The 17,208-nt window shown below is 60.3% G+C and carries 17 protein-coding genes; 11 read left to right on the forward strand and 6 right to left on the reverse strand.

Going from position 1 to position 17,208, the window contains the following annotated elements:
- Positions 1-14: 14 nt before the first annotated feature.
- Positions 15-914 carry a D-hexose-6-phosphate mutarotase gene (locus tag ACM6IK_RS19705; protein ID WP_414875653.1) on the forward strand — a complete coding sequence of 300 codons (900 nt, stop codon included), beginning with the start codon at positions 15-17 and terminating at the stop codon, positions 912-914.
- A gap of 63 nt (positions 915-977) precedes the next feature.
- Here the strand turns inward: ACM6IK_RS19705 and ACM6IK_RS19710 are convergent, their stop codons facing one another.
- The 4 genes from ACM6IK_RS19710 to purE all read right to left on the reverse strand — a co-directional run bounded on the left by ACM6IK_RS19710 (position 978) and on the right by purE (position 3,539).
- Complete coding sequence (locus ACM6IK_RS19710; protein WP_414875654.1) at positions 978-1,514, reverse strand: DUF3299 domain-containing protein; 537 nt, start codon at positions 1,512-1,514, stop codon at positions 978-980.
- Between the two features lie 87 nt (positions 1,515-1,601).
- Positions 1,602-1,847: a GlsB/YeaQ/YmgE family stress response membrane protein gene (locus tag ACM6IK_RS19715; RefSeq protein WP_008018299.1), complete on the reverse strand. Its 246-nt coding sequence runs from the start codon at positions 1,845-1,847 to the stop codon at positions 1,602-1,604.
- Between the two features lie 106 nt (positions 1,848-1,953).
- A complete protein-coding gene (locus ACM6IK_RS19720; RefSeq protein ID WP_108218858.1) occupies positions 1,954-3,036 on the reverse strand; it encodes a 5-(carboxyamino)imidazole ribonucleotide synthase in 1,083 nt (360 codons plus the stop codon).
- Between the two features lie 11 nt (positions 3,037-3,047).
- Positions 3,048-3,539 carry a 5-(carboxyamino)imidazole ribonucleotide mutase gene (gene purE / locus ACM6IK_RS19725; protein WP_046038893.1) on the reverse strand — a complete coding sequence of 164 codons (492 nt, stop codon included), beginning with the start codon at positions 3,537-3,539 and terminating at the stop codon, positions 3,048-3,050.
- A 383-nt stretch (positions 3,540-3,922) separates the two neighbouring features.
- Here purE and ACM6IK_RS19730 point away from each other — a divergent pair, with 383 nt between their 5' ends.
- On the forward strand, positions 3,923-4,513 hold the full coding sequence (locus ACM6IK_RS19730) for a reprolysin-like metallopeptidase (RefSeq protein WP_414875655.1): 591 nt from the start codon (positions 3,923-3,925) through the stop codon (positions 4,511-4,513).
- A gap of 36 nt (positions 4,514-4,549) precedes the next feature.
- Here ACM6IK_RS19730 and ACM6IK_RS19735 read toward each other — a convergent pair whose 3' ends face one another.
- The gene (locus ACM6IK_RS19735) at positions 4,550-5,461 is read right to left on the reverse strand and encodes a LysR substrate-binding domain-containing protein (RefSeq protein ID WP_414875656.1); all 912 of its coding nucleotides are present in this window, start codon (positions 5,459-5,461) and stop codon (positions 4,550-4,552) included.
- 180 nt (positions 5,462-5,641) lie between these two features.
- Between ACM6IK_RS19735 and ACM6IK_RS19740 the strand changes: the two genes are divergently transcribed.
- The 6 genes from ACM6IK_RS19740 to ACM6IK_RS19765 all read left to right on the forward strand — a co-directional run bounded on the left by ACM6IK_RS19740 (position 5,642) and on the right by ACM6IK_RS19765 (position 13,600).
- Positions 5,642-7,066 (forward strand): aspartate ammonia-lyase, encoded by a 1,425-nt coding sequence (locus ACM6IK_RS19740; RefSeq protein ID WP_218431548.1) that lies wholly within the window; start codon positions 5,642-5,644, stop codon positions 7,064-7,066.
- 418 nt (positions 7,067-7,484) lie between these two features.
- Positions 7,485-8,936: an alanine/glycine:cation symporter family protein gene (locus ACM6IK_RS19745; RefSeq protein WP_414875657.1), complete on the forward strand. Its 1,452-nt coding sequence runs from the start codon at positions 7,485-7,487 to the stop codon at positions 8,934-8,936.
- A gap of 167 nt (positions 8,937-9,103) precedes the next feature.
- Positions 9,104-10,108 carry an asparaginase gene (locus tag ACM6IK_RS19750; protein WP_414875658.1) on the forward strand — a complete coding sequence of 335 codons (1,005 nt, stop codon included), beginning with the start codon at positions 9,104-9,106 and terminating at the stop codon, positions 10,106-10,108.
- Between the two features lie 105 nt (positions 10,109-10,213).
- Positions 10,214-11,221 (forward strand): AraC family transcriptional regulator, encoded by a 1,008-nt coding sequence (locus tag ACM6IK_RS19755; RefSeq protein WP_414875659.1) that lies wholly within the window; start codon positions 10,214-10,216, stop codon positions 11,219-11,221.
- Between the two features lie 234 nt (positions 11,222-11,455).
- Positions 11,456-12,487, forward strand: coding sequence for a histone deacetylase family protein (locus ACM6IK_RS19760; RefSeq protein ID WP_414875660.1), 1,032 nt, complete (start codon positions 11,456-11,458; stop codon positions 12,485-12,487).
- A 12-nt stretch (positions 12,488-12,499) separates the two neighbouring features.
- The gene (locus tag ACM6IK_RS19765; protein ID WP_414875661.1) at positions 12,500-13,600 is read left to right on the forward strand and encodes a polyamine ABC transporter substrate-binding protein; all 1,101 of its coding nucleotides are present in this window, start codon (positions 12,500-12,502) and stop codon (positions 13,598-13,600) included.
- Positions 13,601-13,688: 88 nt separating this feature from the next.
- Here the strand turns inward: ACM6IK_RS19765 and ACM6IK_RS19770 are convergent, their stop codons facing one another.
- Positions 13,689-15,242 carry a PLP-dependent aminotransferase family protein gene (locus tag ACM6IK_RS19770; protein WP_414875662.1) on the reverse strand — a complete coding sequence of 518 codons (1,554 nt, stop codon included), beginning with the start codon at positions 15,240-15,242 and terminating at the stop codon, positions 13,689-13,691.
- 92 nt (positions 15,243-15,334) lie between these two features.
- On the opposite strand from ACM6IK_RS19770, the gene ACM6IK_RS19775 reads away from it, so the two are divergent.
- Genes ACM6IK_RS19775 through ACM6IK_RS19785 form a run of 3 tightly spaced genes read left to right on the forward strand, consistent with a single transcriptional unit; the run spans position 15,335 to position 17,096 of the window.
- The gene (locus ACM6IK_RS19775) at positions 15,335-15,958 is read left to right on the forward strand and encodes an FMN-binding negative transcriptional regulator (RefSeq protein WP_414875663.1); all 624 of its coding nucleotides are present in this window, start codon (positions 15,335-15,337) and stop codon (positions 15,956-15,958) included.
- Between the two features lie 10 nt (positions 15,959-15,968).
- A complete protein-coding gene (locus tag ACM6IK_RS19780; RefSeq protein ID WP_414875664.1) occupies positions 15,969-16,415 on the forward strand; it encodes a GNAT family N-acetyltransferase in 447 nt (148 codons plus the stop codon).
- Between the two features lie 9 nt (positions 16,416-16,424).
- The gene (locus tag ACM6IK_RS19785; RefSeq protein WP_414875665.1) at positions 16,425-17,096 is read left to right on the forward strand and encodes a GNAT family N-acetyltransferase; all 672 of its coding nucleotides are present in this window, start codon (positions 16,425-16,427) and stop codon (positions 17,094-17,096) included.
- Positions 17,097-17,208 lie beyond the last annotated feature (112 nt).

The following is a 17,208-nucleotide window of genomic DNA, read 5'->3' on the forward strand; positions in this document are numbered from 1 at the left end:
TCGAGAGCTGTCCCATGAGCACGCCCAATGTTGAAGCCATAAAACTGAATGAACTGAACTGCTGGCGCATCCGCCACGGTCAGGCCGAATTACTGGTGGCCCAGCAAGGCGCGCACATCCTCAGCTATCAATTGGCCGGCCAGCCGCCGCTGATCTGGCTCAACGACGAGGCCGTGTTCAAGACTGGCAAGAGCATCCGTGCCGGCGTGCCGGTGTGCTGGCCGTGGTTCGGCAACTTTGCGCGCAACCCGCAAAGCGTGCAGGCGATGCGCATCAGCAATGAAGCGCCGTCGGCTCACGGCTTCGTGCGAGCGATGGATTGGGAGCTGGGCGGCATAGAAGCTGAAGGCGAAAGCCTGAAGGTCGAATTCCTCTTGCCCTACCCCGAAGGCGGCTTTCCCGGCTGGCCGCACCAGGTGGATTTGACGCTGAGCATTCGCCTCGACGAGCAATTGCACATCCAGCTGACCAGCCACAACCGGGGCGCCGAAACCGTCAGCATCAGCCAGGCTCTGCACAGTTACTTTGCCGTCAGTGATGTGCGCGACGTGCATGTCGAAGGCCTGGATGGCCTCAACTACATCGAAACCCTGGACAACTGGAAAACCGTCCCCCAGACCGGTGATCTGCGTTTTACCGGCGAAACCGATCGCATCTACCTCGACACCCCGCCGCAGTTGAGCATCGTCGATCCTGCCTGGGAGCGACGCATCGTACTGACCAGCACCGGCTCTCGCACGACGGTGATCTGGAACCCGTGGATCGACCGCGCCGCCGCGTTCAGCGACATGGCCGACGACGGCTGGCAGCGCATGCTGTGCATCGAGACGGCGAACGTGATGGGCGATGTGGTGAACCTGGCGCCGGGTGCCAGCCATACGCTTGGCGTGAACGTCGGTAGCCAGCCGCTCTAATCAGCGCCATAACCCCCCGTAGGAGCATCGACCGGCTGCTCCTACAGGGGTTTGGTGCAGTTGTTACAAATCCGACTCTTCCACCACCCGCACCTTCTGCGCATCCAGCGCATACGCCGCATCGGCCAGGTCATTGCTGACCTTCTCGACTTTCAGCGTGCCGGTGACCCACAGCGGCGTGTAGATATCGTTCAGCTTCAGGCCCTTTGGATAGCGCACCAGCACCAGCTGGTTGGGCGGCGGAGGTGGCACATGGATGCACGCGCCCGGGTACGGCACCAGGAAGAACAGCGTACTACGGCCCTTGGCATCGGACTCCAGCGGCACCGGATAACCACCGATGCGGATGTTCTTGTCGTTCATCGACGCAACGGTCTTGGTCGAGTACATCACCGCCGGCAAGCCTTTGGCCTGTTTCATCCCACCTTTGTCGGTGAAAGTGCCATTGGCTTCAGGGGAGTTGTGGTCGATTTCAGGCATGGCCTCGAGGGCCTTCTGGTCCGACTTGGGCATCAATTCAAGCCAGTCGGTTTCCGGCAGTTCGCCGGCATGGGCAAGGCCCGAACCCAGTAAAACAAGAGTCAACAAAAGACGGCGCATGAAGGTGCTCGGCAAAGGGAAGAACAGGAAACCCCGAGCATTCTAGCCCTCCCGGCTTGTGTCGCCGAGAGGACTTTGTCGCTTGGCTCAGTTCTTTTTGACCAAGCCGTAGATCACCAGCAGGATGACCGCGCCAACCAGCGCGCCGATAAAGCCTGCGCCTTGGCCAGCCTGATAAATGCCCAGAGCCTGGCCGCCGTAAGTGGCCGCCAGCGAACCGCCGATACCGAGCAGGATGGTCATGATCCAGCCCATGCTGTCATCGCCCGGTTTCAGGAACCGCGCCAGCAGGCCGACGATCAAGCCGATAAAGATGGTTCCGATGATTCCCATGGCATTTCCCTCTGAATGGTTGGTTATGCGAAAGCCTAGTCAGACTTCAGCATCCTGCCATGAGAGAACGGCGGTCCCTGATTGGTTCCGCCGCTGCCACATGAAACTATTCGGCGATCAGCGCTTCAACCTTGAGGATCTGCGCGGTCAGCGTTTCGCGATCCGCACAACGCAGGTTGGCGTGACCGACCTTGCGGCCGACCTTGAAGGCCTTGCCATAGTGATGCAGATGGCAATCGGCGATAGCCAAGACCTTCTCGGTGTCCGGCACTTTGCCGATGAAGTTGAGCATTGCGCTCTCCCCGACCTTGGCCGTCGAACCCAACGGCAAGCCGGCAACGGCCCGCAGGTGGTTTTCGAACTGGCTGCACTCGGCGCCTTCGGTGGTCCAGTGCCCGGAGTTGTGCACGCGCGGGGCGATTTCGTTGGCCTTGAGGCCACCGTCGACTTCAAAGAACTCGAACGCCATCACGCCAACATAATCCAGCTGCTTGAGCACACGGCTGGAGTAGTCTTCGGCCAAGGCTTGCAACGGGTGATCGGTGCTGGCCACGGACAGCTTGAGGATGCCGCTGTCATGGGTGTTGTGCACCAGCGGATAGAAGCGGGTTTCACCGTCACGGGCGCGCACGGCGATCAGCGAGACTTCACCGGTGAACGGCACGAAGCCTTCCAGCAGACAGGCCACGCTGCCCAGTTCGGCGAAGGTGCCGACCACATCTTCAGGGGTGCGCAGGACTTTCTGGCCCTTGCCGTCGTAACCCAAAGTACGGGTTTTCAGCACCGCCGGCAGACCGATGGAAGCCACGGCGGCGTCCAGGTCGGCCTGGGACTGGATGTCGGCGAACGCCGGGGTAGGAATCCCCAGATCCTTGAACATGCTCTTCTCGAACCAGCGATCGCGGGCGATGCGCAGGGCTTCGGCGCTCGGGTAGACCGGGACGAATTGCGAGAGGAAAGCCACGGTCTCGGCCGGAACGCTTTCGAACTCGAAGGTCACCAGGTCGACTTCATCGGCCAGCTGGCGCAGGTGATCCTGATCGCCGTAATCGGCTCGCAGGTGTTCGCCCAACGCGGCTGCACAGGCATCCGGCGCAGGGTCCAGAAAAGCGAAGTTCATGCCCAGCGGAGTGCCCGCCAGAGCCAACATGCGACCCAGTTGGCCGCCACCGATTACACCGATCTTCATCGTCAACAACCTCAGGCGATGCGTGGGTCTGGATTGTCCAGGACGCTGTCTGTCTGCTCAGCACGGAAGGTTTTCAGCACCGCGTGGAACTGCGGGTGCTTGGCGCCCAGGATACTCGCCGACAACAGCGCCGCGTTGATCGCGCCCGCCTTGCCGATGGCCAGAGTGGCAACCGGAATGCCTGCAGGCATCTGCACAATGGAGAGCAGCGAATCGACGCCCGAAAGCATGGCGGACTGCACGGGTACGCCCAGCACCGGCAAGTGGGTCTTGGCCGCACACATGCCTGGCAAGTGGGCCGCGCCACCGGCACCGGCGATGATCACCTCGATGCCCCGTGCTTCGGCCTCTTCGGCGTACTGAAACAGCAGGTCCGGAGTGCGGTGGGCAGAAACCACTTTCACCTCGTAGGGGATGCCGAGCTTTTCCAGCATATCGGCGGTGTGGCTAAGGGTGGACCAATCGGACTTGGAGCCCATGATCACGCCAACCAGTGCACTCATCGTCGTGCCTCTTCTCTCTGGGCGCCCGCAGGCGCATCAAAAAACAACAAGCCACGCAGAATGCGTGGCTTGATTGTACGAATTATGGCCGGTCGTAACCGGCCGAAGGCCGCGCAGTATACCTCAATGAGGCAGATAAACAGCCCCTGTGGCGACCATCTGTCATGCGGTCTGGAAACACCCCTTTCTTGACTACCGAGTCAGCTGGCCAAGCCGAGGTATGACGTGAACTATTCATTTTCTTACTTTAATAAAAGCCGCAGCAAAAGCGACCACCTCAACACACTTAAAACAATTTTAAATAGACTTAAACTTGCCGGAAGTGCCAATCACCGTTAACTATCAAATTTCAGGAAATCCCAACCGAACAGGAAGTTAAAAACATGAAAAAACCTATCAGCCTCATCATCATCCTCCATAACGACCTTCAACATCATCAAAAAAACAATTTATACATCGACTATTTTTCCTGGCTTAAAACCGAACTTGAGTTCATTTCGGGACGCGCCGTCCAGATAGAGATGTATCGTCAAAGCGATATCCCTGAAATGTCAGTATACGACTACAAAAATGAGGACGCTGTGGCTGCACTGGAGGGCTGGAAGAACTTGATTAAAAACTGGCATGCAAGAGTTTTGGCAAGCGATCGCCATGAAGTGAATTTAACCAAAATTCTCTTGTTGACCCGAGAGAATATCCACGAAAAGTTGGGCGGACTCTTGGGGGGTGTAGGCGGATATGCCTCTGTCGAAGGTCATTGCGCAATTGCATCGATCACCTCTTACCGAATTCCCGCACATGAAATAGGTCATATGTTTGGCGCGACCCACGAAGACAGTGAAGTGGTCTATGACGGCTGGTGGCACGACACAATCATGCTCGCCGATGAGTTTTCTCATGTACGTGGAAACGTTTACCGCTTCAGCGACAAGAACAGGGAAAATATTCGCGAATATCTCAATCGCTTTCCATAAGTTCAAGCTGCCTTGCGAAGGTTGCCATAAACATTCTCACGAAGCCGGGCTCGCCACCCCACCCTCCAACTTGCGCCACAACAACCGCACATTCGCCTTGCGCACCAACGCACACCGATACAAGCGGATTTCCAGCGGCACGTGCCATTGCGGGCCGCCGCAGACCACCAGTTCACCGCGCGCCAGTTCGGCGCGCACACTCAGTTGCGGCACCCAAGCGATGCCCAGGCCCTCCAGGGCCATGCTTTTCAGGCTGTCGGCCATGGCGGTTTCGTAGATCGTGGTGAAGCGCAGCGCTCGTTGACGCAGCAGCAAGTTCACCGAACGCCCGAGAAAGGCCCCGGCGCTGTACGCCAGCAACGGCACGCTGCCTTCGCCTTCCAGATCGAACAGCGGTTTGCCATTGGCGTCGGCGGCACACACCGGCAGCATCTCGGTGTGGCCAAGGTGCAGCGAGGGGAAGATTTCCGGGTCCATCTGCATCGCGGCGTCCGGGTCGTAGAACGCCAGCATCAGATCGCAGCCGCCTTCGCGCAACGCATGCACGGCGTCCCCGACGTTGGTTGCCACCAGCCGCGTGGCGATGTTCAAGCCTTCGTTGCGCAACTGCGCGATCCAGCGCGGAAAGAATCCAAGCGCCAGGGAATGCGCCGCCGCGACCTGCATCACTTCGCCCTGTCCGCCTTCCAGGTGGTGCAGATGGCGCAGCACTTCGCCCAGTTGCTCGACCACGGTGCGTGCGGTAACCAGAAACAATTGCCCTGCTGCCGTCAGTTCCACCGGCGTTCGGGATCGGTTGACCAGAGTCAGACCGAGCGCGGCCTCAAGGCTACGGATTCGCCGACTGAATGCCGGTTGCGTCACGAAACGCCGCTCGGCTGCCTGGGAGAAACTGCGGGTGGCGGCCAGGGCACTAAAGTCCTCCAGCCATTTGCTTTCCAGATTCATCATGCCCTCCCGGAGATGCACCAATTTAGGTCATACGCCTGCCGTCAACACGGCGTCACACGGGTATTATGCCGAATGTGCATAGGCTAGTGTTTAACAGCATTGGCCCAAAATTCTGCACAAGCCTAGCATTCACAGCGTTCCGGCACAGACCGGGTCCATATTGAGATGATTTCTATCATGTCCTCCGCTGCATCATTCCGCACAGAAAATGACCTGCTTGGCGCTCTCGAAGTACCCGCTCAAGCGTATTACGGTATCCAGACCCTGCGAGCGGTGAATAACTTCCGCCTCTCGGGCGTTCCGATTTCGCACTACCCGAAACTGGTTGTCGGCCTGGCCATGGTCAAACAGGCCGCTGCTGACGCCAACCGTGAACTGGGTCACCTGAGCGAAGCCAAGCACGCTGCCATCAGCGAAGCCTGTGCACGTTTGATCCGCGGCGACTTCCACGAAGAGTTCGTGGTGGACATGATTCAAGGCGGCGCTGGCACTTCGACCAACATGAATGCCAACGAAGTCATCGCCAACATCGCACTGGAGGCCATGGGTCACCAGAAAGGCGAATACCAGTACCTGCACCCGAACGATGACGTGAACATGGCGCAGTCGACCAACGACGCGTACCCAACGGCGATCCGCCTGGGTCTGTTGCTGGGTCACGACGCCCTGCTCGCCAGCCTCGACAGCCTGATTCAGGCGTTCGCGGCCAAGGGTGAAGAATTCAACCACGTCCTGAAGATGGGTCGTACCCAACTGCAAGACGCCGTGCCGATGACCCTGGGTCAGGAATTCCGTGCGTTCGCCACCACTATGGGCGAAGACCTGGCCCGTCTGAAGACGCTGGCCCCGGAACTACTGACTGAAGTGAACCTGGGCGGCACCGCGATCGGTACCGGCATCAACGCCGACCCGCGATATCAGGCTCTGGCTGTTCAGCGTCTGGCAGTGATCAGCGGTCAACCGCTGGTGCCGGCCGCCGACCTGATCGAAGCCACCTCCGACATGGGCGCCTTCGTGTTGTTCTCCGGCATGCTCAAGCGCACCGCGGTCAAGCTGTCGAAGATCTGCAACGACCTGCGCCTGCTGTCCAGCGGCCCACGTACCGGCATCAACGAGATCAACCTGCCGGCACGTCAGCCAGGCAGCTCGATCATGCCAGGCAAGGTCAACCCGGTTATTCCGGAAGCAGTCAACCAGGTGGCGTTCCAGATCATCGGTAACGACCTGGCCCTGACCATTGCGGCCGAAGGCGGCCAGCTGCAACTGAACGTGATGGAACCGCTGATCGCCTTCAAGATCTTCGACTCGATCCGCCTGCTGCAACGCGCCATGGACATGCTGCGCGAGCACTGCATCGTCGGCATCACCGCCAACGAAGCACGCTGCCGTGAACTGGTCGAGCACTCGATCGGCCTGGTCACCGCGCTGAACCCGTACATCGGCTACAAAAATGCCACCCGCATCGCCGGCCTCGCCCTTGAAAGCGGCCGCGGCGTGCTGGAACTGGTGCGTGAAGAAGGTCTGCTCGACGAAGCCATGCTCGCCGACATCCTGCGCCCGGAAAACATGATTGCTCCGCGCCTGGTGCCTCTGAAGGCATAACCCGACGCGTTATTTGTAGCACCGCTCACCAGGTCGAGGGACTAGACACCTCTCACCTTTTGAGGGCCTGGAGATCAATCTCCAGGCCCTTTTTTTTAACAGCAGCAAAAGCAAAATCTGTGGGAGCGAGCTTGCTCGCGATGGCGTCCGGTCAGTCGACACAAATGTTGAAGGAACTATCGCAATCGCGAGCAAGCTCGCTCCCACAGGAAAGCATCGGTATAGTGCCGCCCCTCTTCGTGTGAGCGGTCGTCGGTAGCGAGGCCTCAACCCATGCGAAACCCGAACTAATAACAAACCCGCGATATGAAACCGGGACGAACGTTGACCCGCCTGTTGTGCCGTGCGCCAGCGGGTGTAACTCGATGTGTTTACCCGGCCAGCATTTGCCTACACAAAAAACAGCGAGGAATAATCCATGCTCGAAGTCATTAACGACTTCCTCTCAGGGAAAGTACTGATCGTGCTCATTGTCGGGCTCGGTAGCTACTTCACGATCCGCTCGCGTTTCGTTCAACTGCGTCATTTCTTCCACATGTTCGCGGTGTTCCGCGACAGCCTCAAAAGCAGCGCCGGGCAACTCAGTTCGTTCCAGGCCCTGATGCTCAGCCTCGCCGGCCGCGTCGGTGCGGGCAACATCGCCGGCGTCGGCATTGCCGTGACCCTCGGTGGCCCCGGTGCCGTGTTCTGGATGTGGGTGACCGCGCTGGTCGGCATGTCCAGCAGCTTCTTCGAATGTTCCCTCGGCCAGCTCTACAAGCGCTGCGATTCCGAAGGCCAGTTCCGTGGCGGCCCGTCCTATTACATCCAGCACGGTCTGCAAAAACGCTGGCTGGGCATGCTGATGGCGTTCCTGCTGCTGGTGACGTTCGGCTTCGCCTTCAACGGTCTGCAAGCCCACGCCGTGACGCACTCGTTGAACAACGCGTTCGGCCTCGACACCACTTACACCGGCATCGGTCTGGCCGTGCTGCTGGGCCTGGTGTTCATCGGCGGGATCAAGCGCATCGCCAAGGTCGCCGACTTGTTGGTGCCGGTGAAAACCCTGGTGTACATCGGCGTGACCCTCTACGTGATCGTGCTGCAGTTCGACCATGTGCCGGGCATGCTGATGACCATCATCAAGAGCGCCTTCGGTCTGGACCAGGCCTTCGGTGGCCTGATTGGCAGCGCCATTGTCATGGGCGTGAAGCGTGGCGTGTTCGCCAACGAAGCCGGCCTGGGCAGTGCGCCGAACGTGGCGGCAGTTGCGGCGGTCGAGCACCCGGTGGCACAAGGTGTGGTCCAGGCGTTCAGCGTGTTCCTCGACACCTTCGTGATCTGTACCTGCACCGCACTGCTGATCCTGCTTTCCGGCTTCTACACCCCGGGCTTCGAAGGCGACGGCATTGCCCTGACCCAGAACTCGTTGGCCGCCGTGGTCGGTGACTGGGGCCGGATGTTCATCTCCGTGGCCCTGGCGTTGTTCGTGTTCACCTCGATCCTCTACAACTACTACCTGGGCGAGAGCAACCTGCGCTTTTTGATCGGTGAAAACCGCAAGGCGCTGATCGGCTATCGCGCGCTGGTACTGGTGCTGATTTTCTGGGGCGCCATCGAAAACCTCGGCACTGTGTTCGCCTTCGCCGACATCACCATGACCATGCTCGCGTTCGTCAACCTGATCGCGCTGTTCCTGCTGTTCAAGGTCGGCATGCGCATCCTGCGTGACTACGATGACCAGCGCGCCGCTGGCATCAAGACACCGGTGTTCGACTCGGCCAAGTTCCCGGACCTGGATCTGGACCGCCAGGCGTGGCCGGCCAATCCGCCAGCCGCTGTCGGCAAGACTGAAGTTGAGTCGCAAGGTGTGCCTGCAGCGCAACGCTGATCGGTAAACGACAGGCGCATCCCCTGCGCCTGTCAGTTAAAGTGCAAAAAACTGTGGGAGCGAGCTTGCTCGCGATAGCGGTATGTCAGACATCGCTGTGTTGACTGACAGTGCGCCATCGCGAGCAAGCTCGCTCCCACAGGAACTCTTCCTTTCGGAGAATCTTCATGAATTCCTCGACCTACCCTGCCGCCCAGCACGTCATGGTGCTCTACACCGGCGGCACCATCGGCATGCAGGCCAGCGCCCATGGCCTGGCCCCGGCGTCCGGTTTTGAAGCGCGGATGCGTGAGTATCTGCACAGCCAACCCGAACTGGTAGTGCCGCAGTGGCGCTTTCGTGAGATGTCGCCGTTGATCGACAGCGCCAACATGACCCCGGCGTATTGGCAACAACTGCGCGAAGCGGTGGTCGACGCGGTGGATGTTCAGGGCTGCGACAGCGTGCTGATCCTGCATGGCACCGACACTCTGGCCTACAGCGCCGCCGCCATGAGTTTCCAGTTGCTCGGCCTGCACGCCCGCGTGTGCTTCACCGGCTCCATGCTGCCGGCCGGCGTCACCGACAGCGACGCCTGGGAAAACCTCGGCGGCGCGCTGGTTGCACTGGGCCAGGGCATCGCGCCGGGCGTACATCTGTACTTCCATGGCGAACTGCTGGACCCGACCCGCTGCGCGAAGGTCCGCAGTTTTGGCCGGCATCCGTTCAAACGACTGGAGCGTCAGGGCGGTGGCGTGAAGGTGCCTTCTTTACCAGCACAGCTGAATTACAACCAACCCAAACAATTGGCGAACGTCGCAGTGCTGCCGCTGTTCCCCGGCATCAGTGCCGAGGTGCTGGACGGTTTGCTCGACAGTGGCATTCAAGGCTTGGTGCTGGAGTGCTACGGCAGCGGCACCGGCCCGAGCGACAACCCCGGGTTTCTCGCCAGCCTTGGCCGCGCGCGGGACAACGGCGTGGTCGTGGTCGCGGTGACGCAGTGCCATGAAGGCGGGGTTGTACTGGACGTCTACGAAGCCGGCAGTCGCTTGCGCGGTGTGGGCGTGTTGTCCGGTGGTGGCATGACCCGTGAAGCGGCGTTCGGCAAGTTGCACGGGGTGTTGGGGGCGGGGCTTGAGACAGAAGAAGTCCGTCGGCTTGTCGAACTCGACTTGTGCGGCGAGCTGAGCTGAATCAACACATAACTCTGTGGGAGCGGGCTTGCTCGCTCCCACATTAAGATCCTCGCCCGGCATACAACTTGCTGCGTTCCAGCCATCCCAAGGCTGGAAGTCCTCATGCTCCACTCCCACCTCACCACCCTCAATGCCGTCTCCCTGGTACTCGATGCCTTCAAGGCACAAGGCTTGTCCAGCGAAGCGCTGCTGGCCGGCAGCGGCATCAGTGCGGCGGATCTGAACCGTGCCGACACGTGCATCACCACCAATCAGGAAATGCAGGTCTGTGCCAACGCCGTTGCCCTCAAACGTGACATCGGCCTGGAACTGGGCCGGCGGATGCACGTTTCCTGCTACGGCATGCTCGGTTACGCCCTGCTCACCAGTGCCACCTTCGGTGACGCTTTGCGTCTGGCGATGCGTTATCCGGCGCTGCTGGGAACACTTTTCGAGTTGAGCCTTGAAGACGATGGCGAGCGCATCTGGTTCGCCGCCGCCGATTACCGCGAGAGCCCGGCCATGGCGGTGTTCAACGCCGAGTTCTGCCTGGTGTCGCTGAAAGTCACCTGCGACGACCTGCTCGGCCATCCCCTGCCCTTGCTCGGCGCCCGCTTTGAACACGCCGCCCCCGACTACGAAGCGACCTACGCCGAACACTTCAATTGCCCGGTGCACTTCGGCGCCCGCAACAATGCCTTTGCCTTCGACAAGCGCTGGCTCGACCAGCCACTGCCGCTGGCCGATATCATCACCCACCAGGCCATGGCCGAACGCTGCCGCAAACAGAACATCGAGTTCACCGGACGCCAGGCCTGGCTGGGACGCATCCGCCAATTGCTCAGCGCGCAATTGAATGCGGCACCGGGGTTGGAGGGGCTGGCCGAGCAAATGAACTGTTCGGCGCGGACCTTGCGCCGGCATCTCAAGGACATGGGTTGCAGCTATCAGGAACTGCTCGACGAACTGCGCTTCGAGCAGGCCAAGCAAATGCTGTGCAAGGATCAGTTGCCGATCTATCAGATCGCCGAGGCCCTGGGCTTCAGCGAGACCGCGAGTTTTCGGCATGCGTTTGTGCGCTGGAGCGGTGTGACGCCGAGTCAGTTCCGGCCACAACACAGGCCTTTGTAGGAGCTGGGTTGCCAGCGAAGAGGCCAACACATCCGACGCATCTCTATCGGCTGAAATACCGCCTTCGCTGGCAAGCCAGCTCCTACAGGGTGTGTATCCCATACACTGAACAGGGGCGAATTTCGGTCAAATGTTTTGGCCACATTAATCCCCTTTTGGCCTTTCCTGCCGTTCTCCAAAACCGTCTGCACCGCAAGACTGTGTTCAACCGAATCAGCCTGCGGAGAACAAGAAATGCTGACGATCTACTCAGATGATCACCACCTGCACCACGGCCGTTGTGAATTGATCGATGGCCAACTCAAGCCCTGCTTCGAAATGCCTTCCCGTGCCGACCACGTGCTGCAACGGGTGAAAAACCAGAACCTGGGCCCAGTCCAGGCACCGAAGGATTTCGGCCTGGAGCCCATCGCGCGCATCCACAGCCGCGACTATCTGGACTTCTTCAAGGGCGCCTGGGCACGCTGGACCGAATTCAACACCGACGGTGACCTGCTGCCCTACACCTGGCCGGCCCGCACGTTACGCCAGGTCAAACCGACCAGCCTGCACGGCCAGCTCGGCTATTACAGCTTCGACGGCGGCGCCCCGATCACCGCCGGCACCTGGCAAGCGGCGTACAGCGCAGCGCAAGTCGCGCTCACCGCCCAAGCGGAAATCCAGCGCGGCGCCCGTTCTGCTTTCGCCCTGTGCCGTCCGCCGGGACACCACGCCGCCGGCGACTTGATGGGTGGTTATTGCTACCTCAACAACGCCGCCATCGCCACCCAGGCCTTCCTCGATCAGGGCCACAAGAAAGTCGCGATCCTCGACGTCGATTACCACCATGGCAACGGCACCCAGTCGATTTTCTACAAGCGCAGCGACGTGCTGTTCACATCGATTCACGGTCATCCGGAAGCCGAATTTCCGTTCTTCCTCGGTTATGACGATGAGCTGGGCGAAGGTGCCGGTGAAGGTTTCAACTTCAACTACCCGTTGCCCGCCGGTTCAGGCTGGGACACCTGGAGCGCTGCGCTGGAACAGGCCTGCAAGGAGATCGAACGCTACGGCGCCGACATCGTCGTCGTGTCCCTGGGCGTCGATACCTTCAAGGACGATCCGATCTCGCAATTCAAGCTCGACAGCCCGGATTACCTGGCCATGGGCAAGCGCATCGCCAACCTCGGCGTACCGACGCTGTTCGTCATGGAAGGTGGTTATGCCGTCGAAGAAATCGGCATCAACGCCGTGAACGTTCTCGAAGGTTTTGAAAGCGCTTGTTGAGGAAGTAGAAGAATGAAAAGTCTTAAGCGTTTTATCGTGCCGACGCTGTGTGCCTCGGTACTCAGCGTTACCGCCCACGCCGAAGAGCGAACATTGCGCGTCTACAACTGGTTCGACTACATCACGCCCAAGGCCCTGGAGGACTTCAAGGCCCAGAACACCCAGACCAAACTGGTCTACGACATTTTCGACACCAACGAAGCGCTGGAGGCCAAACTGCTGACCGGCAACTCCGGCTATGACGTGGTGGTGCCGTCCAACGTGTTCCTCGCCAAGCAGATCGAAGCCGGGGTGTTCCAGCCGCTGGACCGCAGCAAGTTGCCGAACTGGAACCACCTCGATCCCAAGCTGATGAAGCTGATCGAGGCCAACGACCCGGGCAACAAGTTCGCCGTGCCGTACATGTACGGCACCATCCTGATCGGCTTCAACCCGGACAAGATCAAGGCCGTGCTCGGCGACAATGCGCCGGTGGACAGCTGGGACCTGATCTTCAAGGAAGAGAACATCAGCAAGCTCAAGCAGTGCGGTGTCGCCCTGCTCGACTCACCGTCGGAGATCCTGCCGCTGGCCTTGCAACACCTCGGTCTGGACCCCAACAGCAAGAAGCCTGCGGACTATGACAAGGCTGAAGCGCTGCTGATGAAGATCCGCCCGTACATCACCTACTTCCACTCGTCCAAGTACATGGCCGATATCGCCAACGGTGACATTTGCGTTGCGGTCGGATATTCCGGCAGCTTCTCGCAAGCCGCCAACCGCGCCAAAGAAGCCAGGAACGGGGTGGTCGTCGACATGCGTTTGCCGAAGGAAGGCGCGCCGATCTGGTTCGACATGCTGGCGATTCCGAAGGGTGCGAAAAACCCCGACGACGCTTACACCTTCGTCAACTACCTGCTGCAACCCCAGGTGATCGCGCCGGTCAGTGACTTCGTCGGCTACCCGAACCCGAACAAGGACGCCACGGAAATGGTCGACCCGGCGATCCGCAACAACCCGAACCTGTACCCGACCGACACGGCGATGAGCACGCTCTACACCCTGCAACCGCTGCCCCGCGATGCCGAACGTGCGCGGACCCGGGCCTGGACCAAGATCAAGTCCGGCACCTGATACCCGCTTCGCTCCCGCCGTCACCAGGACCTGCGCTCGCGCAGGTCTGTTTTTGCCTGCGGCCCATCAGCGACCCGACGCGCTCGTTTCAAAGACAACGCCAGACCGTCCGCAGCCGCTCCAACGCGGCTTCGATAGCCTTTTCCGGCACTGCTGCAAACCCCAGAACCAACCCGGCACGCTGATCCATCGGGATCGTGGACTCGGGCAGCCAATAACCACTCAAGCCATTGATCTCGACATCGACGCTACGTGCCAATTCAATCAACGCCTGTTCTCGCTCAATGCTGTCGACCGGCACTGTCATGTGCAACCCGGCAGCGACCGTGGGCAACTGGCCGACACCGGGAATGCCCCCCGGCCAGCCGCTGAGCAACGCATTACGCCGGCTCAGCGCCGCACGCCGCATGCGGCGGATATGCCGCTGGAAATGCCCGGCCGCCATGAACTCGGCCATTACGGCTTGGGTACTGACCTCGGAATGCCGTACGTCCACCGCCCGGCGCTGGGCAAATGCCTGCACCAGCCCCGTCGGCAACACCAGGTAACCCAGGCGCAACGCCGGAAACGCCACTTTGCCGAACGTGCCGACGTAGAGCACCCGGCCATGCCGATCCAGTGCCGCCAAAGGTGCCAGCGGCGCACCGCTGTAGCGGTACTCGCCGTCGTAATCATCCTCGACGATCCAGCCCTGCGTGCGTTCGGCCCAGGCCAGCAACTCCAGACGACGAGCCAGGCTCATCACTACCCCGGTGGGGTACTGATGGGACGGGGTGACGTAGGTCAGACGGCAATCGCCCAGCTGTGCCAGTTCACCGCAGTCGATACCCTCACTATCCACCGCCACCCCATGCAGCCGGGCACCTGCAACGGCGAATGCATGACCGGCCGCCCGATATCCCGGATTTTCAATCGCCACCCCGTCACCGGGCTCCACCAGCAGCTGTGCACAAAGGCTGATTCCCTGCTGTGCGCCACTGGTGATCACAATTTGTTCAGCCGTGCACTGCATGCCACGGGAACTGCGCAAATACGCGGCGATCATTCCGCGCAAACGTGCATCGCCGGCCGGGTCGCCGTAGCACAGCTGCTGCAAATCCGGTTTGCGCCAGAAAGCCGCATTCAGCTTGGCCCAGACCTCGAACGGAAACAGATCGAACGCCGGAACACCGACCCGAAAAGCCCTGGGCGGACCACTGGGCGGCATGGGTAAATGGTTCTTTTCAACGCGGGACAAGGCGTCCCTGTGGGTAATTTTGCTGGATGAATCCACAGGTAAATCAAGCCAATTTGTGGATAAAGCTGTGGGTAAGCCTGTTGAAAACCCTGTGGATACTTTTGTGGATAGTTTTTTTGCCGGCAAGGTTGCCTGGGGTAATTGCGCGACGTAAGTCCCGTCGCCTACCCGCCCCTCGATAAACCCTTCAGCGTAAAGCTGATCGTAGGCGCGCACGACGCTGTTGCGGGAAATCGCCAGCGCGGCAGCCAGATCCCGACTGGCCGGCAGACGCGTGCCGCTGGCCAGTCGCCCGTCGAGCACTCGCATCCGTAATGCCTGATAGAGCTGCCGACTCAGCCCCTGGCGACGATCAAGCTCGATACCTGCCGGATTGAAGGTCAAGGACAGTGGTTCGCTAGTCATCACAATGGACCTATGAAATTGGTCATTAATGGCTCTTACAACAGACCAATAGCCTGCCTAGGATGCAGACATTCGCCAAGGAAAATATCTCCATGTACACGCCACGTGCTTTTGCCATCGACGAGTTGTCCCAACTGCATGAACTGATCCTCGCCACCCGTCTCGCCATATTGGTGACCCACGGTGAAAGCGGCCTGCAAGCCAGCCATGTACCGGTGCTGCTGCATTGCGAACAAGGCTCGAACGGCACGTTGTACGGGCATCTGGCCAAAGCCAATCCACAGTGGAAAGACCTGCGCGACGGCGCCGAAGCCCTGCTGATTTTTGCCGGTGCCGACGCCTACGTCAGCCCTGGCTTCTACCCGAGCAAGGCCGAACACGGCAAAGTCGTGCCAACCTGGAACTACGTCGCCGTACACGCCTATGGCCGGGCCGAAACCTTCAGCGATGGCGGGCGGCTGCTCGACATCGTCAGCACCCTCACCGATCGTCATGAAGCTGGCCGCGCCCAACCGTGGGCAGTGGCCGATGCCCCCGCCGATTACATCGACGGCATGCTCAAGGCCATCGTCGGTTTCGCCATTCCCATCGACCGACTGGAAGGCAAGCGCAAACTCAGCCAGAACCGCAGCCCCGCCGACATCGCCGGCGTGCGCGAAGGCCTGGCCGCCAGCCCCGACGTCAACGACCAAACCCTCGCCCAATTGATGCGTTAAGGAAATCACCATGAGTCAGATCGACATTCGCCAGGTCACCGCCGGTGATTACGCGGCCTGGTTGCCGCTGTGGCAAGCCTACTTGCGCTTCTACAACACCGAATTGCCGGAGGCCGTCACTCAAAGCACCTGGCAGCGCATGCTCGACCCGAGCGAACCGACTCACGCCGCCCTCGCCTGGGCTGATGGCAAAGCGGTGGGCATGGTGCATTTCATCTACCATCGTTCGAACTGGGCCATCGAAAACGCCTGCTACCTGCAAGACTTGCTGGTGGCCCCGGAAACCCGCGGTACCGGCGTCGGCCGGCAACTGATCGAATTCGTCTACACCACGGCCAAGGCCGACGGCTGCAACAAGGTCCACTGGCTGACCCACGAAACCAACGCCACCGCGATCCAGCTCTACGAGCGCATCGCCGAACGCCCCGGTTTCATCCAGTTTCGCAAAGCCATCTAGGAGAACAGCATGTCGATCTCACTCGCCGACTGGAAAGGCGTCCCGGCACCCACCGCTCAACTGATCGAAGGCCGTTACATCCGCCTGGAAAAACTCGACCCGGCGCGTCACGCCGATGGTTTGTGGAAGGCCCTGCAAGGCCCGGGTGCCGACCCTAAACTCTGGGATTATTTGCCTTATGGGCCTTTCCCGGAGCGCAGCGTTTTCAACGATTGGCTGAACAATCATGCGGCCAATAGCGACCCGTATTTCTTCAGCGTGATCGACCGTGCTAGCGGCGATGTGCAGGGCATCCTCAGTTTGATGTCGATTGTCCCTTCACAAGGGCGGATCGAGATCGGCCATGTCACGTTCGGCGCGCCGATGCAGCGCTCGCCGAAAAGCACCGAGGCGATTTATTTGCTGGCCAAGGAATCCTTTGCGCTGGGTTATCGCCGTCTGGAGTGGAAGTGCAACAACGGCAATGCCCGCTCCAAATACGCGGCCGAGCGGCTGGGGTTCAGTTTTGAGGGCGTGTTTCGTCAGCATATGGTGGTGAAGGGGCAGAACCGGGATACGGCGTGGTATTCGATTCTGGACTCGGAATGGCCAGCGATCGGGGCGGGGTTTGAGCGGTGGCTATCCGATGAGAACCAGACGGATTCGGGGCAGGTGAAAACGTTGGTGGAGTGCCGCACCTGATTCGGTAGCGCCTGGACGGACGCTATCGTCGGAACGCCGCCCGGAGCGAGCTTTGCTCCTACGGGATATGGGCCGGACACACGATCTGTGGACGCCACCAAACCTGTAGGAG

Source organism: Pseudomonas sp. IT-196MI5 (genome assembly GCF_949767415.1).
In the GTDB taxonomy this organism is placed as follows: Bacteria; Pseudomonadota; Gammaproteobacteria; order Pseudomonadales; family Pseudomonadaceae; genus Aquipseudomonas.